The 21,152-nt window shown below is 73.2% G+C and carries 19 protein-coding genes; 5 read left to right on the top strand and 14 right to left on the bottom strand.

What is annotated here, in order from left to right; all coding sequences use genetic code 11:
• The first annotated feature begins 5 nt into the window (after positions 1–5).
• The 4 genes from ACLQ22_RS02500 to ACLQ22_RS02485 all read left to right on the top strand — a co-directional run bounded on the left by ACLQ22_RS02500 (position 6) and on the right by ACLQ22_RS02485 (position 2,576).
• The gene (locus tag ACLQ22_RS02500; RefSeq protein WP_425690855.1) at positions 6–1,034 is read left to right on the top strand and encodes an RDD family protein; all 1,029 of its coding nucleotides are present in this window, start codon (positions 6–8) and stop codon (positions 1,032–1,034) included.
• 65 nt (positions 1,035–1,099) lie between these two features.
• A complete protein-coding gene (locus tag ACLQ22_RS02495; RefSeq protein ID WP_425690854.1) occupies positions 1,100–1,552 on the top strand; it encodes a hypothetical protein in 453 nt (150 codons plus the stop codon).
• Complete coding sequence (locus ACLQ22_RS02490) at positions 1,549–2,421, top strand: tetratricopeptide repeat protein (RefSeq protein ID WP_425690853.1); 873 nt, start codon at positions 1,549–1,551, stop codon at positions 2,419–2,421. Before ACLQ22_RS02495 ends, ACLQ22_RS02490 begins: the two co-directional genes overlap by 4 nt.
• On the top strand, positions 2,409–2,576 hold the full coding sequence (locus ACLQ22_RS02485; protein WP_199729487.1) for a hypothetical protein: 168 nt from the start codon (positions 2,409–2,411) through the stop codon (positions 2,574–2,576). Before ACLQ22_RS02490 ends, ACLQ22_RS02485 begins: the two co-directional genes overlap by 13 nt.
• Positions 2,577–2,755: 179 nt before the next feature.
• On the opposite strand, the gene ahcY is transcribed toward ACLQ22_RS02485, so the two are convergent.
• The 13 genes from ahcY to ACLQ22_RS02420 all read right to left on the bottom strand — a co-directional run bounded on the left by ahcY (position 2,756) and on the right by ACLQ22_RS02420 (position 18,236).
• Positions 2,756–4,252, bottom strand: coding sequence for an adenosylhomocysteinase (gene ahcY / locus ACLQ22_RS02480; protein ID WP_425690852.1), 1,497 nt, complete (start codon positions 4,250–4,252; stop codon positions 2,756–2,758).
• 323 nt (positions 4,253–4,575) lie between these two features.
• Positions 4,576–5,739 carry a mannose-6-phosphate isomerase, class I gene (gene manA, locus ACLQ22_RS02475; RefSeq protein ID WP_425690851.1) on the bottom strand — a complete coding sequence of 388 codons (1,164 nt, stop codon included), beginning with the start codon at positions 5,737–5,739 and terminating at the stop codon, positions 4,576–4,578.
• 3 nt (positions 5,740–5,742) lie between these two features.
• Positions 5,743–6,729, bottom strand: coding sequence for a cation diffusion facilitator family transporter (locus ACLQ22_RS02470; protein WP_425690850.1), 987 nt, complete (start codon positions 6,727–6,729; stop codon positions 5,743–5,745).
• Between the two features lie 76 nt (positions 6,730–6,805).
• Complete coding sequence (locus ACLQ22_RS02465) at positions 6,806–8,002, bottom strand: SIS domain-containing protein (RefSeq protein WP_121396477.1); 1,197 nt, start codon at positions 8,000–8,002, stop codon at positions 6,806–6,808.
• The gene (locus tag ACLQ22_RS02460; RefSeq protein WP_425690849.1) at positions 7,999–8,181 is read right to left on the bottom strand and encodes a Trm112 family protein; all 183 of its coding nucleotides are present in this window, start codon (positions 8,179–8,181) and stop codon (positions 7,999–8,001) included. Before ACLQ22_RS02460 ends, ACLQ22_RS02465 begins: the two co-directional genes overlap by 4 nt.
• 62 nt (positions 8,182–8,243) lie before the next feature.
• Positions 8,244–9,626 carry a phosphomannomutase/phosphoglucomutase gene (locus ACLQ22_RS02455; protein WP_425690848.1) on the bottom strand — a complete coding sequence of 461 codons (1,383 nt, stop codon included), beginning with the start codon at positions 9,624–9,626 and terminating at the stop codon, positions 8,244–8,246.
• A gap of 69 nt (positions 9,627–9,695) precedes the next feature.
• Entirely contained in the window at positions 9,696–10,880 is a 1,185-nt protein-coding gene (locus ACLQ22_RS02450) for a hypothetical protein (protein ID WP_425690847.1), read from the bottom strand.
• A gap of 288 nt (positions 10,881–11,168) precedes the next feature.
• Positions 11,169–11,906, bottom strand: coding sequence for a deoxyribonuclease V (gene nfi, locus ACLQ22_RS02445; RefSeq protein ID WP_425690846.1), 738 nt, complete (start codon positions 11,904–11,906; stop codon positions 11,169–11,171).
• Complete coding sequence (locus tag ACLQ22_RS02440) at positions 11,906–12,304, bottom strand: hypothetical protein (RefSeq protein ID WP_425690845.1); 399 nt, start codon at positions 12,302–12,304, stop codon at positions 11,906–11,908. Before ACLQ22_RS02440 ends, nfi begins: the two co-directional genes overlap by 1 nt.
• Before the next feature lie 324 nt (positions 12,305–12,628).
• Positions 12,629–13,081: a hypothetical protein gene (locus ACLQ22_RS02435; protein WP_425690844.1), complete on the bottom strand. Its 453-nt coding sequence runs from the start codon at positions 13,079–13,081 to the stop codon at positions 12,629–12,631.
• Entirely contained in the window at positions 13,078–17,460 is a 4,383-nt protein-coding gene (locus ACLQ22_RS02430) for a toxin glutamine deamidase domain-containing protein (protein WP_425690843.1), read from the bottom strand. Before ACLQ22_RS02430 ends, ACLQ22_RS02435 begins: the two co-directional genes overlap by 4 nt.
• 18 nt (positions 17,461–17,478) lie before the next feature.
• On the bottom strand, positions 17,479–17,817 hold the full coding sequence (locus ACLQ22_RS02425) for a hypothetical protein (RefSeq protein WP_425690842.1): 339 nt from the start codon (positions 17,815–17,817) through the stop codon (positions 17,479–17,481).
• Positions 17,817–18,236: a YbaB/EbfC family nucleoid-associated protein gene (locus ACLQ22_RS02420; protein ID WP_425690841.1), complete on the bottom strand. Its 420-nt coding sequence runs from the start codon at positions 18,234–18,236 to the stop codon at positions 17,817–17,819. Before ACLQ22_RS02420 ends, ACLQ22_RS02425 begins: the two co-directional genes overlap by 1 nt.
• A 74-nt stretch (positions 18,237–18,310) precedes the next feature.
• On the opposite strand from ACLQ22_RS02420, the gene ACLQ22_RS02415 reads away from it, so the two are divergent.
• Positions 18,311–19,543, top strand: a complete 1,233-nt coding sequence (locus ACLQ22_RS02415; RefSeq protein WP_425690840.1) for an SUKH-3 domain-containing protein — start codon at positions 18,311–18,313, stop codon at positions 19,541–19,543.
• A gap of 39 nt (positions 19,544–19,582) precedes the next feature.
• Here the strand turns inward: ACLQ22_RS02415 and ACLQ22_RS02410 are convergent, their stop codons facing one another.
• Entirely contained in the window at positions 19,583–21,022 is a 1,440-nt protein-coding gene (locus ACLQ22_RS02410) for an aldehyde dehydrogenase family protein (protein WP_425690839.1), read from the bottom strand.
• Positions 21,023–21,152 lie beyond the last annotated feature (130 nt).

The following is a 21,152-nucleotide window of genomic DNA, read 5'->3' as shown; positions in this document are numbered from 1 at the left end:
TCGGGGTGAGAGCACAACCGCGACCGCCGGCCAGACCCGCCCCGTGGGGCGACGCCGGGCTGGTCAGCGGGGAGGCCGTGGAGCTGGACGTCCGGGCCGCCCGCATCGGTTCCCGGGTGCTCGCGCTGCTGCTCGACGTCCTGGCGCAGGCGGCCCTCATGCTGGTGCTCTCCATGAGCGTCGGCGTCGCGCTGCTCAACCTGCCGGAAGGACTGGTCGACGGCGCCCTGGCCGGCGGGCTCGCGACGGTGGGCCTGATCATGGTGCTGGTCGGCTACCCGGTGCTGTGCGAGCGGTTCAACCACGGCCGCACGCTGGGCAAGATGGCGGTCGGGCTGCGCGTGGTCAGCGCCGACGGCGCTCCGGTCGCGGCGCGGCAGTCCCTGATCCGGGCGCTGGTCGGCGTGGCCGTGGAGTGGCCCGGTCTGGTGCTGCCGCTGCTGAGCTGGGTGGCCGGGGTGACGGTGATGGTGACCGACCGGCGCGGGCGTCGACTGGGCGACCTGGTGGCGGGCACGCTGGTCGTGCACACCCGGACGGCGACCGCCTGGCGGCCCGTCCCCACGGCGGTCCCCGCGCTGGCCGGCTGGGCGGGCACGGTGGACCTGAGCCGGCTCGACGACGGCCTGGCGTTGGCCGCCCGCCAGTACCTGGCCCGGGTGCGCCAGCTGGCGGAGCCGGCGCGCGGGCAGCTGGGGCGCGGGCTGTGGACCGAGGTCTCGGCGGTGATCGCGCCGCCCCCGCCACCGGGCATGCCCGAGTCGGTCTACCTGGCCGCGGTCCTCGGCGAGCGGCACCGGCGGGCGCGCTACCGGCTGGGCCTCGGCCGGTCGGCCGCCGCGACGCTCTGGCCCGAGCTGGTGTCCGGTCCGCCCGACGCCACCTCCCGGCCCGGCCCGATCCGGCCGGCGGCGCCGGACCTCGCCCTGGTGGCCGGGCCCGCCGTGCCGGCGCAGACCGCCCCGGCGGTACGACCGGCCGTCGTACCGGCGACGCGGGACGACGCCCCGTCCACTGTCGACTCCCGCACCTGAGCAGCGGCGCGGAAGCGGGCCGGGCGCCGGCTGTGGCAGGATCCGGCTCGCCCCTACGAGACAGGATGACCGTGGCTGACGACCTGTTCACCCCCACGATCGCGCCGCCGACGTACGAGGTGCGACGCCCGCCGTGGCGGCCCCAGTCGCTGATCTTCCCCGCCGTGTTCGGCGGTCCGACGGCCGTCACCGTGCTGGCCCTGGTCAACGGGCACCGGCTGGGGGTGTCCCGCCCGGCACGCCTGGCGGTGCTCGGCGCCGGGCTGGCCGCGCTGATCGCCCGGCTGGCGATCACGCTCGCGATCTTCGACGACGGCGGCAACCGCCCCGTACGACTGGTCGGGGCGCTGGCCGGCGGGCTGGTCTGGCTCGTCGCCGCCACCACCCAGAAGCGACAGTTCCGGGCATACGAGCTGCGTGGCGGCCAGCCCGCCTCGCTGTGGCTGCCCGGTCTCGGGGCGGTGCTCCTGCTCGGTTTCACCGAGGCCGTGCTGGTCTCCCTGGTGGCCGCCGCGTGACCGCCCCGGAGATGCAGCTCGCCCGGGTGGCCCAGCTGCTGGAGGTGAACCGCCCGGAGCAGGCCCTGGCGGAGGTCGACCGGCTGCCCGCCCCGCTGGCCACCAGCCTGCTCGCGTTCCGGCTGCGGGCGGGCGCGCTGACCGTGCTCGACCGCTGGGACGACGTGGTCGCCGTGGCCCGGCAGGGGCTCGCCGAGCACGGCCCGGACGCCGAACTGCTCGGCCGGCTCGGCCTCGCGCTGCGGCACCGCCGCGAGCACCACCTCGCCGAGCGGGCGCTGCTGGACGCGCTCGCCATCGAGCCGGAGAACCCGTGGCTGCTCTGCCAGTACGCCGACCTCTGCTGCGCCGTCGGCCAGACCGACAAGGCGGAACGCCTGGTGGCCCGCGCCGCGGCGATCGCCCCGGACGCGCCGGCCGTCTTCGCCTCCCGCTTCCAGCTCGCGTACGCCCGCGGTGACGACCGGGCGGCCGAGCGGGTCGCCGGGGAGTTCCTGGGGGCGTGGCCGGGCAATCCGGTGGCGCTCGCCCTGCACGGCGTCGCCGCCGCCCAGCGGGGCCGGGTGGGCGCCGCCCACCGCGCCTTCGGTCAGGCGGCGGCGCACGACCCGACCGACGCCGACTACGCGGACGCCGCCTGGGAGACCCGGGTGTACGCGCACCCGCTGCTGCTGCCGTTGCGCCCGCTCTACCGGCTGGGGATCTTCCGCACCTGGCTGCTCGCGGTCGGCGTGATCGTGCTGCTCAGCGCCGCCGGCCTGAACGTGCTCGGCGGCCTGTTCGCCCTGGCCTGGATGCTCTTTTGCGTCTGGTCGTGGATCGCTCCGCCGCTGGTGCGCCGGATGGTGCTCGGCCGGTGGCGGTCGTGAGGGCGTTCGGGCCGTGGCTGGCCGTCCTCGCCGTGGTGCTGCTGCTCGACGCGCTGCGCCTGCGCACGCTGGCGGCCGTGGTCTCGGTGGCCTGGCTCGTCTGGTGCGTGTGGAGCTGGATCCGCCCCGCCCGTCGCCGCTCCCCCCGGGACTGACCGCCCGCCGGCACACGTCCACACCCGTGCGGACGCCGGCGGGCTCGACCCGTGGCGGCGCGTGCCCGCCCGTGCGGACACCGGCCGGCTCGACCCGTGGCGGCGCGCGCCCGCCCCCGGAAACGCCGACCGGGCCGGCCGCTGGGAAGAAGCGGTCGGCCCGGTCGGTGCGGTCGGTGTCAGTAGCGGTAGTGCTCCGGCTTGAACGGGCCCTCCACGGGGATGCCGAGGTAGGACGCCTGCTCCTTGGTCAGGGTGCTCAGCTTGGCGCCGAGCGCCTCCAGGTGCAGCCGGGCGACCTTCTCGTCGAGGTGCTTCGGCAGCACGTAGACGCCGATCGGGTATTCCTCGGTCTTGGTGTACAGCTCGATCTGGGCGATCGTCTGGTTGGCGAACGAGTTCGACATCACGAAGCTCGGGTGGCCGGTGGCGTTGCCCAGGTTCAGCAGGCGGCCCTCCGACAGCACGATGATGGCGTGCCCGTCGGCGAACTTCCAGAGGTCGACCTGCGGCTTGATGTTGACCCGCTCGACGTCGGAACGCTTCGCCAGGCCGGCCATGTCGATCTCGTTGTCGAAGTGGCCGATGTTGCCGACGATGGCCTGGTGCTTCATCCGGGCCATGTGCTCGTTGGTGATGACGTCGAAGCAGCCGGTGGCGGTGATGAAGATGTCGGCCTTGTCGACCACGTCGTCCAGGGTGGCGACCTGGTAGCCGTCCATCGCCGCCTGGAGCGCGCAGATCGGGTCGACCTCGGTCACCACGACCCGGGCGCCCTGGCCGCGCAACGACTCGGCGCAGCCCTTGCCGACGTCGCCGTAGCCGAGCACGACCGCCATCTTGCCGCCGATCAGCACGTCGGTGGCCCGGTTGATGCCGTCGATCAGCGAGTGGCGGCAGCCGTACTTGTTGTCGAACTTGCTCTTCGTCACCGAGTCGTTGACGTTGATGGCGGGGAAGAGCAGGGTGCCGGCGCGGTGCATCTCGTAGAGCCGGTGCACGCCGGTGGTGGTCTCCTCGGTCACGCCCTTGATGCCGGCGGCGATCCGGGTCCACCGCTGGCCGTCCTCGGCGAGCGAGCGGTGCAGCACGCCGAGGATGACCGCGTACTCCTCGGAGTCGGCGGACTCGACCGGCGGCACGGCGCCGGCCTTCTCGAACTCGGCGCCCTTGTGCACCAGCAGGGTGGCGTCGCCGCCGTCGTCGAGGATCATGTTCGGGCCCTGCCCGTCGGGCCAGGCGAGCACCTGCTCGGTGCACCACCAGTACTCCTCCAGGCTCTCGCCCTTCCAGGCGTAGACCGGGACGCCGGCCGGGGCCTCGGGGGTGCCCTCCGGGCCGACCACGATCGCGGCGGCGGCGTGGTCCTGGGTGGAGAAGATGTTGCAGGACGCCCAGCGGACCTGCGCGCCGAGCGCGACCAGGGTCTCGATGAGGACGGCGGTCTGGATGGTCATGTGCAGCGACCCGGTGATCCGGGCACCGGCGAGCGGCTGGGCGTCGGCGAACTCACGACGGATCGCCATCAGGCCGGGCATCTCGTGCTCGGCGAGCTGGATCTCCTTGCGCCCGAACTCGGCGAGCGACAGATCCGCCACCTTGTAGTCGCCCTCGGCGAGAGTGCTCGGCCGGGCCTCGGACGGCGTGCTGGCGGACGCCGGGAGGGTGCTGGTCATGAAATCTCCTGTCGGACGATGTGCTGCGCGACCATTCACCTTACGCTCGCGGACCGCCGCCGGGAGGACCGGCCGGTGAAGAGAGCACGAAGACATCAGCGGACAGCGCACGGGGCGGTCGGTCGTGAACGGTGTCCCGTCCACCAGCCGCCCGCCCCGTGCATCCCCCCGGTTTGGTTCCCCCGCGCGTTCTCGGACCTTCGTCGCGATAACGCTGCGTACTCATATAGTCACACTCAGCCAGAGCCGAGTCAGGCTATTCCGGGAAAGTCGGACTTGCGCCGCCGCCCGGCAACCAGCTCCACCGTCCGACGCTTCGCGCCTCAGCGCAGGCCGCAGCTCGCGACGTACGCCTCCCCCACGCCGCCCAGGCGCAGCGGTCCGGCGGCGGCGCTCCCGACGGCCGCCCGTCCGGGCGCCAGCGTCACCGCGCCGGCCCCGTCGTCGACGGAGACCTCGCCGGAGCGGCAGAGCACCACCCGGGGCCCGGGCACCTCGACCGTGACCTCCGGCAACCCCGCGTCGACAGTCACCCGGTGCAGCGCGAAGTCCTCCACCGGCACCGGCCAGGTGACCACGCCCGGGGCGACCTCCAGCGGCGGCACCACCGGGTCGCGCAGCACCTCGAAGCGCAGCACCCGCAGCAGTTCCTCGACGTCCACCCGCTTCGGCGTCAGCCCGCCGCGCAGGACGTTGTCGCTGGCCGCCATGATCTCCACGCCGGTGCCGCGCAGGTAGGCGTGCAGGTTGCCCGCCGGCATCCAGATCGCCTCGCCGGGGGCCAGGCGCACCCGGTTGAGCAGCATCGCCACCAGCACCCCGGGGTCGCCCGGGTAGGCGGCGGCCAGGTCCCGGGCCAGCTCCGCGTCCGGCCCCGCGATCGGCGCCGACGCCACGGCCGCCACCAGCGCGTCGCGCCGGTCGGCGGGCCAGGTCAGCAGCAGTCGTACGGCGTCGCGCAGGCCCGCCGGCCCGGTCCGCAGCGCCGCCAGCACCGGCTCCAGCGCGGGTACGCCGAAGCCGGCCAGCACCGCCGCCGAGGCCACCGGGTCCCGGAACCCGCAGAGCGCCTCCATCGGCGAGAGCGCGACCAGCAGCTCCGGCTTGTGGTACGGATCGACGTAGTTGCGCTGCCCGTCGGGGCGGGCGGCGTCGGCGGCGTGCCCGGCGCGGGCCTGCTCGGCGTCCGGGTGCGCCTGCAGGCTCAGCGGGGCGTCCGCGGCGAGCACCTTGAGTAGGAACGGCAGCCGGGTGCCGAACCGGCCGACCAGCCGCTCGCCGAGCCAGTGGTGCGGCTCGGCGAGCAGCAGGTCGGTGAGGCTCACCCGGTCACCGTCGCGGTCGACCAGGGCCGGGCCGCCCGGGTGGGCGCCCAGCCACAGCTCGGCCTCCGGGCCGTCGCTCGGCGCCGGGCGCCCCTGCAACTCGGCGATCGCCGAGCGGGACCCCCAGGCGTAGTCGCGGATCGGTCCGTGCAGCAGTTCCACCGGTCAGCTCCCGGGCCGCCCGGCGACCTCACCCGGCTCGGAGGGCGACGCGCTCCCGGTCCCCGCCGGCTCGGCGGTGGCGCGGTAGATGTCCGGTTCCAGGTAGATCACCCGGGCGGTCGGCACGGCGGCGCGGATCCGATCCTCGACGGTGTTGATGCTCTGCGCCAACACCTCCGCGGTGACGCCGGCCGGCACGGCGACCTTGGCGGCCACCATCAGCTCCTCGGGGCCGAGGTAGAGCGTCTTCATGTGGATGATCCGCTCGAACTCGGGGCCGTCGGTGACCGACTTCTCCAGCGCGGCGACGTCGTGCGCCTCGGCGCCCTCACCGAGCAGCAGGCTCTTGGTCTCGATGGCCAGGATGATCGCGATGACCACCAGCAGCACACCGATCATCGCGGTGCCCACCGCGTCCCACCGGCCGTTGCCGGTGATCAGCGTCATGCCCACGCCGAAGAGCGCGAAGATCAGACCGACCAGCGCGCCCAGGTCCTCCAGCAGCACCACCGGCAGCTCGGGCGCCTTGGCCCGCCGGACGAACTTCACCCACGACTGGTTGCCCCGGACGAGGTTAGACTCGACGATCGCGGTGCGGAAGGAGAACGTCTCCATGATGATCGCGGCCACCAGCACCACGACCGGCACCCAGTGCCACGAGGTGATGCCCTCCTCGTGCGACCACTTGTGGTACGCCTCGTAGAGGGCGAACAGGCCACCGACGCTGAACAGCACGATGGAGACGATGAACGCGTAGATGTAGCGCTCGCGGCCGTAGCCGAAGGGGTGCTGAGGGGTGGCCGCGCGCTTGGCCCGCCGCCCGCCGAGCAGCAGCAGGGCCTGGTTGCCGGAGTCCGCCACCGAGTGGATCGACTCGGCCAGCATCGACGACGACCCGGTCAGCAGGAACGCGACGAACTTGGTGACGGCGATGCCGGCGTTGGCCAGCAGGGCGGCGACGATCGCCTTCGTACCACCGTTGGCGCTCACGCCGTCGCTCCGTTCGGTCGCGCGGCACCGCCGGGCATCGGCGCGGCGCGCCGTTCGACCCGTTCCCTGCTATCGCTCACTGGTTTGCCAGCTCCTTCATTTCGGTGATGGCCGGCACGGCCATCGGGTCCAGTCCGTGTGCCAGGGCGAGGTAGATCGAGGCGAAGTCCGGCACGGCGACCAGCGAGGCGAGCCGCTCCAGCGCGGAGCCGCCCTCGGCGGTCACCACGTCGCAGCGCACACCCCGCCGCTCGGCGAGGGTCTGCACGGCGTCCGCGCGGCGCTCCTCGACGTCGAGCGGCTCGTCGGCGTCGTCCTCCGGGTTCAGCCCCCCGTCACGCAGCAGCACCAGCCGCAGCCGGGTGCCCGACGGCGCCTCCGCGTCGGGATCGGCGAAGATGTCGCGCTCCCCCTCGGCCAGGCCGCCGAAGACGCCGTCGAGCAGGCCGACCCGACCGCGCCCCGCCTCGCCGAGCGCCCCGCTGACCACGGGGTAGCGGGCGTTGGCGGACAGGGTGTCGCCGAACCGGCGCGCCGCGACCGTCGCCAGCGGCGACGAGCCCCAGACGATCGGCACCGAGCCGGCGAGGCCCAGGGCCAGCGACTTCGCCGGGTTGACGAAGGACTCGGCCGTCGGACGGCAGCGGTCGGCCTCCGCGTCCAACCGGGCCGCGGTCTCCGCCAGATCCGCCTCGTTGACCTTCACGAGCCCGAGCGTACGGGCGGCGAGCAGGACCGGCACGGTGAGCGCCCAGAGGCTGGCCCGGGCCGGGGCGCGCCGGGGCACCGGGATGAACGGCGCCCGGGCCCGCTCGGCCACGGACTGCAACTGCGAGTCGGGCGCGCCGACGGCGACCAGCCGGGCGCCCCGCCGGTGCGCGGCCTCGGCGGCGCCCAGCGCCTCGGGGCTGCGACCGGACGCGCTGACGGCGATGACCACGTCGGCGGCGCCCACCCAGCCGGGCACGCCGGCGCTGCGGTGCGGGATGACCGGCACCGGGCAGCGCGGCCCGGCGACGGTGGCCAGCACGTCGCCCGTACGCCCGGCGGTGCCGATGCCGGCGATGACGACCGCCCGGGGGCGGCCCTCGTCGGCGAGCACCTGGAGGTTGGCCTCGGCGGCCAGGGCGGCCGTCTCGCGGACCTGCGCCCCGGCGGAGGCGGTGTGCCGCAGCATGCCGCCCGGGTCGTGCTCGGCCAGCGCGGCCGGGTCGTCGAGAAGTGCCTCGTCGGGCTCGCGACGGCCGCTGACCCCGGCCGCACCGTCGATCATGACTGCTCCGAAGGGCCGCGCGCCTCGTCCAGCAGCAGCACCGGCACGTCGTCGCGGACCTCGAAGACCCGACCGCACTCGGTGCAGGTCAGCGTCTGCGCCTGCGCGTCGTAGTCGAGCGGGGCGTGATGCGTGTCCGGACAGGCGAGGATTTCCAGCAACTGCGGGTCCAGGGCCACGGCGCGGCTCCTTCCACGTATGCGGTCTCACCGATCGACGGTGCCGACCGGCGCAGGCGATCTTATCGGCGAACCCGGTCGAGCACCTCGTCACGGAGGGCGGCCATCCGCTCCCGCGTCGGGGCCTCGACGTTGAGCCGCAGCAGCGGCTCGGTGTTGGAGGCGCGCAGATTGAACCACGCGCCGTCCGGGAAGCGCAGGGTCAGCCCGTCCATCTCGTCGGCGTCGGCCTGCGGGTACGCGGCCCGCACCTCGGCCACCCTGGCGGCCTGGTCGGCCACCGTCGAGTTGATCTCGCCCGAGGCCACGTACCGCTCGTACTCGCTCGCCAGCACGGACAGCGGCAGCGACTGCTCGCCCAGGGCCGCCAGCGTGTGCAGCGCGGCGAGCATGCCGGTGTCGGCGAACCAGAAGTCCCGGAAGTAGTAGTGGGCGGAGTGCTCGCCGCCGAAGATCGCGTTCGTCCGGGCCATCTCCGCCTTGACGAAGGAGTGCCCGACCCGGGAGACGACCGGCTCGCCGCCGTGCTCGCGGATGATCTCCGGCACCGCCCGGGAGGTGATCAGGCCGTGGATCACCGTCGAGCCGGGGTGCTTGGCCAGCTCGCGGGCCGCCACCAGCGCGGTGATCGCCGACGGCGAGACGGGCTCGCCGCGCTCGTCGACCACGAAGCAGCGGTCGGCGTCGCCGTCGAACGCCAGGCCGATCTCGGCGCCGTGCTCGATCACCGCGCGCTGGAGGTCGACCAGGTTGGCCGGGTCCAGCGGGTTGGCCTCGTGGTTGGGGAACGTGCCGTCGAGTTCGAAGTAGAGCGGCACGATCTCCAGCGGCAGCGCCGGCAGGACGGTGTCGCCGAGCACGGCCGGGACGGTGTAGCCACCCATGCCGTTGCCGGCGTCGACGACCACCTTCAGCGGACGGATGCCGGAGAGGTCGACCAGCTGCCGCAGGTACGCCGCGTAGTCGGCCAGCAGGTCGCGCCGCTCGGCCGACGCGGCCGGCCTCCCGGTCGGACGCTCGCCCTTGTCCAGCAGGGCCTGCGCCCGCTCGCGGATCTCGGCCAGCCCGCTGTCCTGCCCGATCGGGCGGGCCCCGGAGCGGCACATCTTGATGCCGTTGTACTGCGCCGGGTTGTGGCTGGCGGTGAACATCGCACCGGGCAGCCCCAGCGCCCCGGAGGCGTAGTAGAGCATGTCGGTCGAGGCGAGGCCCAGCTCGACGACCGCGCGCCCCTCGGCGCGGACGCCGGCGGCGAAGGCGGCGGCCAGCCCAGGCCCCGTGGCGCGCATGTCGTGCGCGACGAGCACCGCCTCGTCCTGCTCGCCGAAGCCGTTCAGCACCTGCGCGAAGGCCGCGCCGAGGGCCTCGGCGGCCTGCTCGTCCCACTGGTCCGGCACCGTCCCACGGACGTCGTAGGCCTTCACGATCTGGGACAGATCAGACACCGGTCTCGCTCCTTGCGCCGCAGGTCCTCAACGGCCTGAGCGTATCGGAGGGGCGCGGCGCGGCCCGGCTCAGCCGGGGAGCCGGGGCATGAACACCGTGTGGTCGCCACCGCCGGTCTCCGGCGGCGGGTCACCGGGCTTGCCCTGGGCGGGCGGCACGGGCGGCGGCGCCCCGTACTGCCCCGGCACCGGGGGCGCCGGCCTCGGGCTCGCGGGCGGGGCCGACACGGGCGGGGAGGCGGGCGGGGAGGCGGGCGCGCCGGGCACCACCTGCGTGGCCTCCGGGGCCGGTGCCGGGCGGCTGCCGTACACGCCGCCGGCTGGACGCGGCGCGGGCGTGCCGCCGGCCGGACGCGGCGCGGGCGTGCCGCCGTACAGGCCGGGGGCGGGAGGCTGCTGCCCGTACACCTGGCCGGGTGGGCCGGGGGCGGCGGCCGGGCCCTGCCCGGAGCGGTACGTGGTGCCGCCGGGGTTGCGGGGCAGCGGGACGTGGCCCGGGTCGGCCGGCTTCTTGTCCGCCCGCGAGCGGCGGAACAGCAGGACGATGAGCAGGATCCCGACGGCGACCATGGCGATGCCGAAGAACATGACCACCGAGCCGCCGGAGGACGCCTCCTCGGCGGCGTTGCTGACGGCGCCGGCGCCCTGGCCGGCGGCCAGGCTCGGGTCCGCCGCGCCGGCCCGCACCTCGGTGGCGGCCGCGCTCGGGGTGGGCGACGGCTTCTTCGAGGGCTTCGGCGTCGGCGAGGGCGTGGCCCGGTCGCCGACCACCCGGGACGCCACCGCGCCCCGCCCCAGGGCCCGCCCGAGCGCGTCGCTGGCCGCGCCGCTCACGGTCAGCCGGCCGCCCGGCACCTCGGCGGCGAACGCCACCCGGTAGCGCACGGTGATGCTCTTGCCCTTGCAGAGCCTCGGGTTCAGCGGCGAGGTGGCCGACGTGGCCGCGCTGCCCCGGCTCCCGGAGAGCGGCACCGGGAACCAGCGTCCGCCCACGTTGACCTGCGCGCTGACCTGGTCGGCGCGCAGGCCGGTCAGGCGCAGCCCCAGTGCGGTACGCAGCAGCACGCAGCCGTCGCTGCGCTTGCGCACCTCGATCGAGACGCCTCCGGCGGAACCGCCGGCGGTGAAGCTGCCGGCCGAACGCACCCGGACCGAGTCGCCTGCGGCGAGCGCCGGCGTCGCGCCGAGCGCCACCAGGCCGCCCAGCAACGCGCAGACCGTCGCGAGCCGCGCCGCGTGCCGACGTACCGCCATGATCACCTCGCCGTTCCTCCCCCGACGGGGGTCCGCCGGTCAGGCTACTACCGGGCCCGGTAGAGGCCCGGTCATTGAGCGCCCCGGATGTGCGCCGTATTACCCCGCGACCCGGTCCGCGTACCTGGCCGGCGGCGGGACACCTCGCGCGCCGGTCGGGCCGGGGCCGCCGGAACCGGTGGCGGCTTCAGGCGGCGCGGGCGGTCGGTCCGTCGGCGGCTTCGGGCATCGCGGACGGTCCCTCCCGCAGCGACCCCGGGATTGCGGGGCGGCCCCTCGGGGGCGGCTTCAGGTGGGGCGGGCGGTCGCTTCGGCGGCGGCCAGGGCGTCGCGGCAGAGCCGGTCGGCGGTACGGGTGGTCTCCGGCAGCCGGTAGCGCGGCGTCAACGCCAGCACCCGCGCGGTCGCGTCGTCGAGGCTCATCCGGTGGCCGACACTGACGAAGACCGGCTTCACGCCGTCCCGGGTACGCAGCACCCGACCCACGATCTCGTCCCCGTCGCGCAACGGCGCCCACGAGCCCCGGCGGCCGGCCGGCGGCGTCCACTCCCCCAACAGGGGCGTCTTGCCCACACCGATGGCCGGCAGGCCGGTCACCACGCCCAGGTGGCAGGCGAGCCCGAACCGGCGCGGGTGGGCCAGCCCGTGCCCGTCGCAGACCAGCAGCTCGGGCCGCACGGTCAGCCGGTCGAGCGCGTCGAGCAGCGCGGGCAGCTCGCGGAAGGCGAAGAGCCCCGGGACGTACGCGAACGCGGGCCGACCCACGCTCACCGCCGAGTCGACCACCGCGAGGGTCCGGGCGTCCAGCACGGTCACGGCCGCCGCGAGCCGGTCACCACTCTCGGCGTACGCCACGTCCAGGCCGGCCACCGTCGCGGGCTCGGCCGGACCGGGCCCGACCAGGTCCACCAGCGGCCGCAACCGCTCCTGTACGGCCAGCGCCTCCGCCACGCTGCCCGGCGTGACCGTCCGAGGGTCCGGCGCCCCGGACGTCTCCACCGGCACGGCCCCGGGTTCGCCCGACATCACGACGCCCCGTCGGTACGCGCCCTGTCGGCGCCCTGCCCGTCGATACCCGGCGTCCCAACACCCTCCCGGCCGACTCGCTGCCGCTCGGCGGCCTGCTCGTGAGCGTTCCGCCCGTCGTCGTCCTCACTGCCGGGATCGCTGACGGCGTCCTTACTGTCGTCGCTCTCGCTGCCGGCGCTGTCCTCGTCTTCGCTGTCGTCGTCCTGGGTGCTGCCGGCTCCCAGGGCGACGGCGAAGGCCAGCCCCATCACGATGCCGACGCCCACACCGGCGACCCCGTCCAGCGCGGCCAGGCCGATGACCAGACCGAGCAGGAGCCCGACCGGCCAGGCCCAGGTGTTGGAACGCCACCTGCCAGGGCCGGACGACTTCTGCCCATTGTCTGATTCAGCCATTTCGCCATGGTATTCCGGCCCGGCAAGCCGACCTGAATCTGCGCCTCTTTGCCACGGCGGGTTGCCAGCCGGCTGGAAGCAGGAGACGCACCTCGGTTCATAGGTGACCGCTGGTCCCGCAGCACTCGAAGAGCAGGCCCCCCATCCACCGTGTCGCCGCCCGAGCAGGGATCATCGTCGATGGGGGAACGAGTTCGACCAGCCGAAGCGCCGGGTAGAGGCATCGCTGGAGAGGGCGGCGGCTTGGTCGACGGAGAGTCAGCCATACCAGCGTCCCGAGTCAGGGCTCGACGAGCCGCAACAGGTCTCCGCAGCGCGCCAAGCTCAGGAAGAACTGCTCCCGTCAATCCCCAAGGAAGGATCAGCTGCGGGGTCACCCGCCTGTTGAAGCTGCTCTTCGAACATGACGAAGGTCTTTCTTCGAATACCTCCCACCAACGCCGACTCGTGCGGCGTGAGCGGCCGCCGTTCGAGGTCCGCCTGCTCCACGATCGCGTTTACTGTCTCGTAAAGCGCGAAGATCGGGCCGGCGCCGCGAAGGTACCTCCCTCGGTCATGTTCGGTGTACTCGATAAATTCATTGCGGGACAACTCCTCGATCTCATCGCCGCCCACAAGGAGAATCTTCCTGACGAGATCGTCGGCTCGCTCCCAGCCGCCATCAGCTTTCGAAAGCTTCCATCCGATCACATGGCCCACTTCATCAGCCACCAGCTTGACCGGAGTCTCGTAGTAGCTGAAGAAGGCCGGGAGACTGCCCGGAGGTCGGTGGCTCACCGCTCCCCCCTTCCTTCCTGGTGGCGCTCCAGGGCGAGCCGAAACGCCTCCTGCCCCTTCAGAGCAAGTCCGTCCCTGATTGCCAACTCTCTTGTCGTCAAGGGACGACCTTGCGATTCTGCCATGGCATCAAGGTCCCTACGCACCTCGTAAAGCGCGTGCTCCCACTCTGCCACCTCATCCATCGCAAGGAGCTGCAGGCGAAGTTCAGCGATGTGACCATTTGACATCCGCAAACTTAACAGCACATCTCGGTACCCGCTCAACTGGGCTCCGAGGAAACGATCCTTTTTAGCTATCACCTCGACGTCGGGGTCCTGACCGATTCGCGAGAGGGTCTGATACAGGTCGCTCAGGCTGTCGAACTGGATCCTGGCTCCGGCGAGATCTTTTAGAGACGAAACATCGTTCCCATATTCACCTATCTTGTCGAGTACGCGCTGATGGTCCTTGGGCTTCTCGCGCCAGCTTGCCAGACCACGCTCGCCGGCCATTCGTACCGCCAGTTCGTTGAGTTCCAGTTGAGCCGCCGAGGCTTCCCTGTAGAGATTGCTGAGGTAGTCCAACCGATAGTTCTCGTCTTCCTTTCGGGAAGGGTCGAAGCCGGGCTGGTGGACCTTTCGCTTCCGAGGACCGACCGAGTCGCTGAGCGCCTTCAGCTCGTCACTCAGAGATCCCTCAGGCGGCCGCACCTCTACGGCGGGCACCGCTTCGAGACCGGACTTCTCGATGTGATCCAAGACGGACCCGAGGACGTTGACCGCCTGTTGCTGACTGGCGAGGTGATGCAGCGTCACGGGACGAGCCGTCAGCGAAGTGGCCAACTCAGGCGTAACAAGGACCATCCGCGCCAATTCAGGTCGCTGCGCCAACTGTCGGACGAGGTTCTCGGCCAACATCGGCTCGTCCTTGGGCGGCTGCCGCCACGTCTCGTCCAGCATCCGCTGCACGCGTGGATCCGCGAACAGCCGTGCCACGTCTTCGGCGCCCGCGTCGTCAAGTTGCGGTACGAGTCGCCGGAGTGTCGGGGGGTCTACGCCGGCCGCCACCTCGGCCGGCGTCACGCCGGCGGCGAAGACCCGTCCCAGGTCGGGCTCTGCGGCCAGGATCGCGCCGACGGCAAGCGGGTTCCCCGCCCGGTCGGCCTGCGCGCGTTCCCGCACCGTCCGCAGGTCCTCGGACGGTGTGTCGCTGCGTTCGGGAACCGGTCCCGCCTCGTCGGACTGTCGTGGGAGCCCTGGTGGCATCGACCCGTCGGACGGAGCCGAGCCCGGTCCGTCCAGCAGGTGCATGCGGTTGAGGAACAGTTCGCCGTACCCCTGGTCGGTTTCGACGGGTGGGTACTCCGGCAGGTCCGGTCGCTGGCTGAACCGCCCCCGCCGCAGCCCGCCCAGCGGCATCGGTCTGCCGTCGGAGCCGATCACCAGGACCTCGGTGTCGACGGCGTTGTGCGGGTGCGGGACGCCCTGGTGCCGGTACAGGGGCGTCGTCGAAACGGCGTTGGTCTGCGGGTCGAGGTAGAGAATGGTGCCGTTCTGGTTGAGGGCGACCCAGATGTGGGAACCGCCCTGTTCCCAGTTGTTGATGACGAAGGCGAAGCTGCCGTGGCCGCCGAGGCGGAGCTGGTCGTGCAGGTTGCGGTATCCCGTGTCGATGGCCCGCTGCCGCTCAACACCCTGGATGTCCTCGGTCGGCTGGCAGAGGCGCTGGAAGCGGCCTCCCGTGATGTCCTCCACCCGCCCGATGCCGTCGCGTTCGCCGTTGATGGGGCACGTGATGTCGCCGGCCAGGTAGGCGTCGAAGGTGCGGGGAGCGGCCACCCGGGGGCGACCGTGCATCCAGGTGTCGAACATCGACAGGGTGCAGTCGATGCAGTTGATGCCGCGGGTCGGGTCGGCCTGCGGTCCGCCGTCGTTGACCAACCCGAACCAGCCACCCACTCGCGGGTCGGCGTTGCGCCGGACGCTCCCGTCGGGTTCTCGGGGCACCTGCCGTTCGATGTCGGTCTGGTGCAGGGCCAGCGGTGGACGCAGACCGCCGGGCCGGCCGTAGTTCCGGGACCGGTCGATCGGCGGCGGGTAGTCGTCGCCCGTCAAGGCCGAGCGGTCGGCGGTCTCCACGGCACCGTATGCCAGGTCGCCGACGTCGTCGTTGATCCGGCGGAAGTCCGCGGGATCGACGACGCCCACGACGGACGGCACGACGCCGCCGGCCAGTACGGCTTCCGCGTAGTCCAGGTACTCGTCGTACGCCCGCATCTCGTCGTTCGCTGCCCGCTGCCACCCGTCAGCCTGGCGCGCCTGGCCCGTCTGGTGCAGGTGGAAGGCGTGGGCGGCGAAGTCCCGCGCCCTCTGGTGGTGCTCGTCCGCGCGGGCCCTGAGTCGCACAGCTTCGTCATAACGGCGCTTGTCCTCGAACCACGCCCGCTGTGACTCGTAGTAGCCGCGGTAGCGACGTCTCTCGAACGCGTCCCGGTCGAGGGCCCACTTGGCCGCGTACCACTCGGGGCTTCTGACCCGGGGGCCGGCCGAATCATCCTGACCGGCGGCTGCCGACGTGTCGCTGGGGACGTGCGGATTCTGCTCGGCTGCCGGCGCATCGGGCGAAGGCAGCATCGTCGGTGGTGCCGGCCGCGGCTGTGCCGGCACCGTTCCGGTGGCTCCTCGTGCGACGGCGGGCTCGGGATTGGCGACCGACGGCACCTGGCCCGCACCGGGGGCGGAGGCAACCGTTCTCGGCTCAGGGAACGAGGCGGGGGTCGGCCCGACCGTCGCGGTGCCCAGGCCGGTGCTGGGGCCGTTCACCGGAGCCGCTGTCGGCGCATTCGACGGGCCGGCAGCACTCGCGACGTTGACGGAGGCGGCGCCGATCGCGGCGTTTCCGGAAATGGTCGACTGGCCCTCCATGCCGACCGAGACGCCCCCGACGGCGCCGTGGACGAGGGCTGCCGTCGTGACAGAGGAGAGAGTCGGGCTGAGTGCGGACTCTGGCAGCGCGGGCGACGTGGCCGCCACGGTCGCGCCGGCCCGTTCGGTTCCGGCAGCGTTCACAGGCGCGGTCGTGTCACCCGCTTGGGCGGCGGCGATGGTCGTCGCGGGACCGTTCGGCTCCGTCCGGCCCTCCGCCGACGGCCGGGCCGACGGTGCCGTCTCCGCAGCGGCCACACCTCGCTGGCCCTCATCTGGCGCGCTGACAGATGCCCCCGCTCCGTGGACCGGAGGACCCGCTCCCGCGTCGGGCACGGTGACGGACGGCGCCACCCCCGCGCTGGGCAGGGCGACAGGTGGCCCATCCGCTGCCGGCACTTCGGGAGGCGTCGAGAGCCCGCCGGCTCCCGTCGACGTCAGCGACATCCCGGCCAGGGCGCTCATCTGGCCGTTGAGCCGTGCCTGCAACGCCGCGTCGGCCTGCGCGGTGGCGGAACCACGGGCACCGGACGCGGCCGCGCGGGCCGCGTCCTCCACCGAGGTCAGCCCCCGGCCCGTGGCGAGACTGGCGGCCTGATCGGCCATCACCTCGCCGGCCATCTCGCGGCCGAAGTGCTCCCCGATCCGGGCGCCCCGGCCGGTGGCGTGCCGCCCGAGACCGGCCAGCGGCGCGACCGCCCCGCCGGCCATACCGCCGAGCGCCGTGGTGCCCAACTCCGTCACGTCCAGCCCGTGCCGGCGGCCGGTCGAATTCTGGTACGCCTGGGTGGCGAGGTTGATGCCGCTCTCCTCGGCCGCCTCGGACACACCGCTCAGCGCCGCGCGGCGGCTGAACCCCCGCACGCCGCCCTTCGTGACCTCCTTCGCCGCCCGCTCGCCGGCCTCCTTGAGCCCCTGCTTGATCGACTTGCGGGCCAGCTGCGCCATCAGCCGCTTGAAGATCTGCTGCACGATCAGCCTGGTGGCGGTGATCGCCGCCCCGGCGGCGGGCGAGGCCGCGCCCGCGGTGAGCACGGTCGCGACGGCCAGCGACAGCAACTCGATCACCAGGATGCCCAGCTCGATCCAGACCTCGAGCTTGGCGCCCTCGATGTCGCAGCCACACTCCTCCACCAGCCGACCCAACTCGGTACTCACGGCGAGCAGCACGGGCAACGGCGCCTCGTCACCCTCCGCCACCCGACGCCAGGCGGTGTCGAAGGCGGCAGCGACCGCCCCGACGCCGCCGTACCCGCTGCGCACCTCACCGGCGGCGGCAACGGCGTCGGCACGCGGCCCGGCCAGCACGGCGGCCACCGCGTACCACTGGTCCGCGAGTTCCCAGACCGCGCGTTCGTTGCCCTCCGGCCACTCGACACCGATGACCCAGTCCAGCGCCTCGTAGACCCAGCCGGGCAACTGCCAGGGCGAGTAGTCGAGCGGGTGCGGGATGGGGCTCGGCAACACACTCATCCGGGTCTCCTCAGCGGATCAGCGCTGCTGGTGCCGGTCGCTGACACGGCCGAGCCGACCCGCACCCGCCGCGTCCGTCCGCAGGTTGGCGTCCACCGACCGGACCACGTCCGCCCCGAGACCCTCCAGGTGCCGACCCACGCCCTCCCACGCGCGCAGGACCAGCTCCTCGAAGCCGCGGTACTTCTGCTCGAACGCGGCCCCGATGTCGTCCTTGCCCCAGGGCGACCGGTCGCTCGCCGCCGCGATGGCGCCGCCCACCTGGCGGCGACATGCCGTGATCGCCTCACCGGAGAGCGAGAGGTCGACGCCCCCGCGCCGGGCCCGCTGCGGGTCGAGCCAGAGCTGACCGTCCATCACTCGCCCCGGCGCAGCACGGCGTCGGCCCGGCCCAGCAACGAGCCGAAGTCACCCGTACGCAGGAAGTCAGTCGCCCCGGACCCGGCAGGCAGGTAGCCGGCCACGAGTTCCTGGGTGGCCGCCACCGCCGCAGCGCCGGCCTGGTGGACGGTGGTGGTGATCTTCCGGCTCAACGCCTTGGCGTCCCGGTCCTGAAAGACGGAGGGGTGCAGCTCGACCGAGATCACCTCGCCCCGGGCACCGGCGGTGGCGGTCACCTGACCGTCCTCGGAGCGCTCGGTCACCCGTAGCCCGGCGAGCCGACCCTGCAGCTCGTCCAGACCGGACCTCAGTCGCTGGTAGTCCCCGTACACCTCGTCGAACCGCGCCCGCAGCGCGCGGTTGGCGTCGCGGTCCACACTCTCGGCCAACGCCACCCTCCCCCGGTTACCGTCGGTAGGGCGAACCATACCGGGCGCCACGAATCCGTGGGGTCCGGTACTTTCAAGCCGTGATCGATCGCCAGCAGGCCGAGCAGCTCGCCGCCGTGTGGGCCCGCCGCGAGTCACAGCGCCTGGGACACGAGTGCCGCCCCAGCGTCGACGAGTTCGAACTCGGCTACGTCATCACGTCCACCGTGCCCATCGAGGCGATAACGATGCCCGGCGACCTGCCGACCACGGTGGTGGACAAGCTCACCGGCGAGGTGACCACCTGGCCGCGCGTGCCGGTCGACGTGGTCGCGCAGATGTACCGCCGGAGCCGGCCGGAGGGCCCCCCGGTGCCCCGTACGGTCGACCCGGCGAGCCAACTACTCCGCGAGATCCGCCGCCTGCCGACCCCCGGCACGGCGGCGCACCTGACGGTCGAGGGGCGGCTGTTCCGCGCGCAGGGCGCCAAGGGCGACGTCACGCTGAACCACCACCCGCTGGTGCGGTCCTACCTGGACGGGTTACCCCCCGGGCACCTGGTGCGCGGCGGCGACCGGCACGCCGAGTTGATCGTCGTCTCCGACGTCCTGCACGACTACGACCACCGCCGCGCCGCCGAGGGCATCGCGCCGCTCGGCATGGCTGACGCGAAGGACATCCTGCAGACCGGTCGGTTCGAGGTCTTCCGGGTGCGCGAGCCGGGCGATCCGAACGGCGGCCTCGCCGACCGCCCTTGCGACTCGTGTGTGGACCTGCTGGTGGATTTCAACGTCCTGCCCTGGTCCGACCGGGCCTTCACGATGCCGTGGCAACCGGACCCGCAACCCGACCCTGCGCCGGGCCGGTTTCACCCGGACGTCGCGCAGGCACTCGTCGCGGCCGGCTGGCGGCCGCACTTCGGGGACGAGGTCGTCGCCCTGTCCGCCATCAGGGACGTCAGTGCCGTCAGGGGTGAGACGTCCGCGCATCCCGACTTCCCTGCGGTCCTGTCGACACTCACCGCCTTTCCGAGCCTGGTGGGCGCCCGGCGCGGTCCCGGCGAACAGGTGTGGATCTCCCGCTTCGACATCCGTCCACGACAGGTCGCGCACACCGCCGACACGCTGGCCGACTTCGCCGCGGTGCTCGGCGTACGGCTCTTTCCCATCGGCACCGAGCGGCAGGAGAGCATCCTCGCCGTCGACGAGCGGGGGTGGGTCTTCGCGTTGGACCAGGCCGGCGAGTGGTTCCTCGGCGAGGACATCGACGCCGCGCTGACCACCCTGCTGCTCGGCCGGGCGCCGGCCCGCGTCCGCGACGACGGCACCTGGTGAGCGGGCGACAGTTGCTGAGCGGGCGGCACCCGGTGAGCGCTACAACGACAGGCCGGTCAGCACCATGACCCGGGGTTCCGTGTAGTCGTCCATGGCGCTGCGCAGGCCCTCGCGCCCGACGCCGCTGCCCTTCACCCCGCCGTACGGCATCTGGTCGGCCCGGTACGACGGCACGTCGCCGACGATCACGCCGCCCACCTCCAGCGTGCGGTGCGCGGCGAAGGCCGTGTCGAGGCGGTGGGTGAAGACGCCCGCCTGCAACCCGTACGCCGAGTCGTTGACGGCGGCGAACGCGGCCTGGTCGTGCGCGACGCGGGCGACCACCAGCACGGGCCCGAAGACCTCCTCGGCGCAGACCTTGGCGTCCGCCGGCACGCCGGAGAGCACGGTCGGCGGATAGGTCGCGCCGTCGCGCCGGCCGCCCAGCTCGATGGTGGCGCCGGCGGTGACGGCCTCGTCCACCCACGCCTCGACGCGGCGGGCGGCGTCGACGGAGATCAGCGGCCCGACGTCGGTGAGGGGGTCGGACGGGTCGCCGACGCGCAACTCCTGCACCGCCGCGACGAGGCGGGGCAGGAACGCGTCGTAGAGCCATTCGTGCGCGTAGACCCGCTGCACGGCGATGCACGACTGCCCGGCCTGGTAGTTGGCGAACGTGGCGATGCGGTGCGCGGCGAAGGTCAGGTCCTCGTCGGTGTTCCAGTCCTCGCAGATCACGGCGGCGGCGTTGCCGCCCAGCTCCAGGGTGACGTGCTTCTCGGGCACGCGGCGACGGATCGCCGCGCCGACCGGCCCGGAGCCGGTGAACGAGACCACCGGCAGCCGGGGGTCGACGACCAGTTCGACGGCGCGCTCGTTCGGCAGCGGCAGCACCGAGAACATGCCCTCCGGCAGGTCGGTCTCGGCGAGCAGCTCGCCCAGCAGCAGCGCCGACAGCGGGGTGGCGGGGGCGGGCTTGACGATGATCGGGGCGCCGACCGCGATGGCCGGGGCGACCTTGTGCGCGACGAGGTTCAGCGGGAAGTTGAACGGCGCGATGCCGAGCACCGGCCCCTTGGGCGCCCGCCGGACCAGGGCGATGCGCCCGGTGGCAGCGGGGTCGGTGTCGAGGCGTTGCAGCTCGCCGGAGAAGCGCCGGGCCTCCTCGGCGGCCCAGCGGAAGGTGGAGACGGCCCTCGCGACCTCGGCGCGGGCCCACTTCAGCGGCTTGCCGTTCTCGGCGGTGATCAGCCGCGCGGACTCCTCGGCCCGCTCGGCGAGCCGGCGGGACACGTGGTCCAGGGCCGCCGCGCGGGCGTGCGCGGGCAGGGCCGCGGCCACCGCGGCCACCCCGGCCGCTGCCGCGACGGCCGCTTCGACCTGGTCGGCGGTGGCGAGGGTGGTACGACCGACGGCGCGCCCGTCGTACGGGTGGTGGACGGTCAGCTCGCCCTCGCCGTGGGCGGGGCGGGAGGCGACATGAAAGGCGACCGGGTCCACACGCAGCAGCGTAGACCTCCACGTGGCAGTGAGCCCGGCTGATCCATTACCGCAGTCCGCACCCCTAATACAAGTCCCCCTCACGTCTCCACATTTTGCCGTGGAGGCCCTACGCTCTTGCTCACTTTGA

The sequence above is a fragment of the Micromonospora sp. DT178 genome, from assembly GCF_049841695.1.
In the GTDB taxonomy this organism is placed as follows: Bacteria; Actinomycetota; Actinomycetes; order Mycobacteriales; family Micromonosporaceae; genus Micromonospora.
This window is presented reverse-complemented; position numbering and strand designations above follow the sequence as displayed.

Excerpts from the sequence above, each read along its gene's own strand:
- ACLQ22_RS02450 (WP_425690847.1), bottom strand. The coding sequence starts at position 10,880 with ATGGCGGTACGTCGGCACGCGGCGCGGCTCGCGACGGTCTGCGCGTTG.
- ACLQ22_RS02440 (WP_425690845.1), bottom strand. The coding sequence starts at position 12,304 with ATGGCTGAATCAGACAATGGGCAGAAGTCGTCCGGCCCTGGCAGGTGG.
- nfi (WP_425690846.1), bottom strand. The coding sequence starts at position 11,906 with ATGTCGGGCGAACCCGGGGCCGTGCCGGTGGAGACGTCCGGGGCGCCG.
- ACLQ22_RS02465 (WP_121396477.1), bottom strand. The coding sequence starts at position 8,002 with ATGATCGACGGTGCGGCCGGGGTCAGCGGCCGTCGCGAGCCCGACGAG.
- ACLQ22_RS02425 (WP_425690842.1), bottom strand. The coding sequence starts at position 17,817 with ATGGACGGTCAGCTCTGGCTCGACCCGCAGCGGGCCCGGCGCGGGGGC.
- ACLQ22_RS02495 (WP_425690854.1), top strand. The coding sequence starts at position 1,100 with ATGACCGTGGCTGACGACCTGTTCACCCCCACGATCGCGCCGCCGACG.
- ahcY (WP_425690852.1), bottom strand. The coding sequence starts at position 4,252 with ATGACCAGCACCCTCCCGGCGTCCGCCAGCACGCCGTCCGAGGCCCGG.
- ACLQ22_RS02430 (WP_425690843.1), bottom strand. The coding sequence starts at position 17,460 with ATGAGTGTGTTGCCGAGCCCCATCCCGCACCCGCTCGACTACTCGCCC.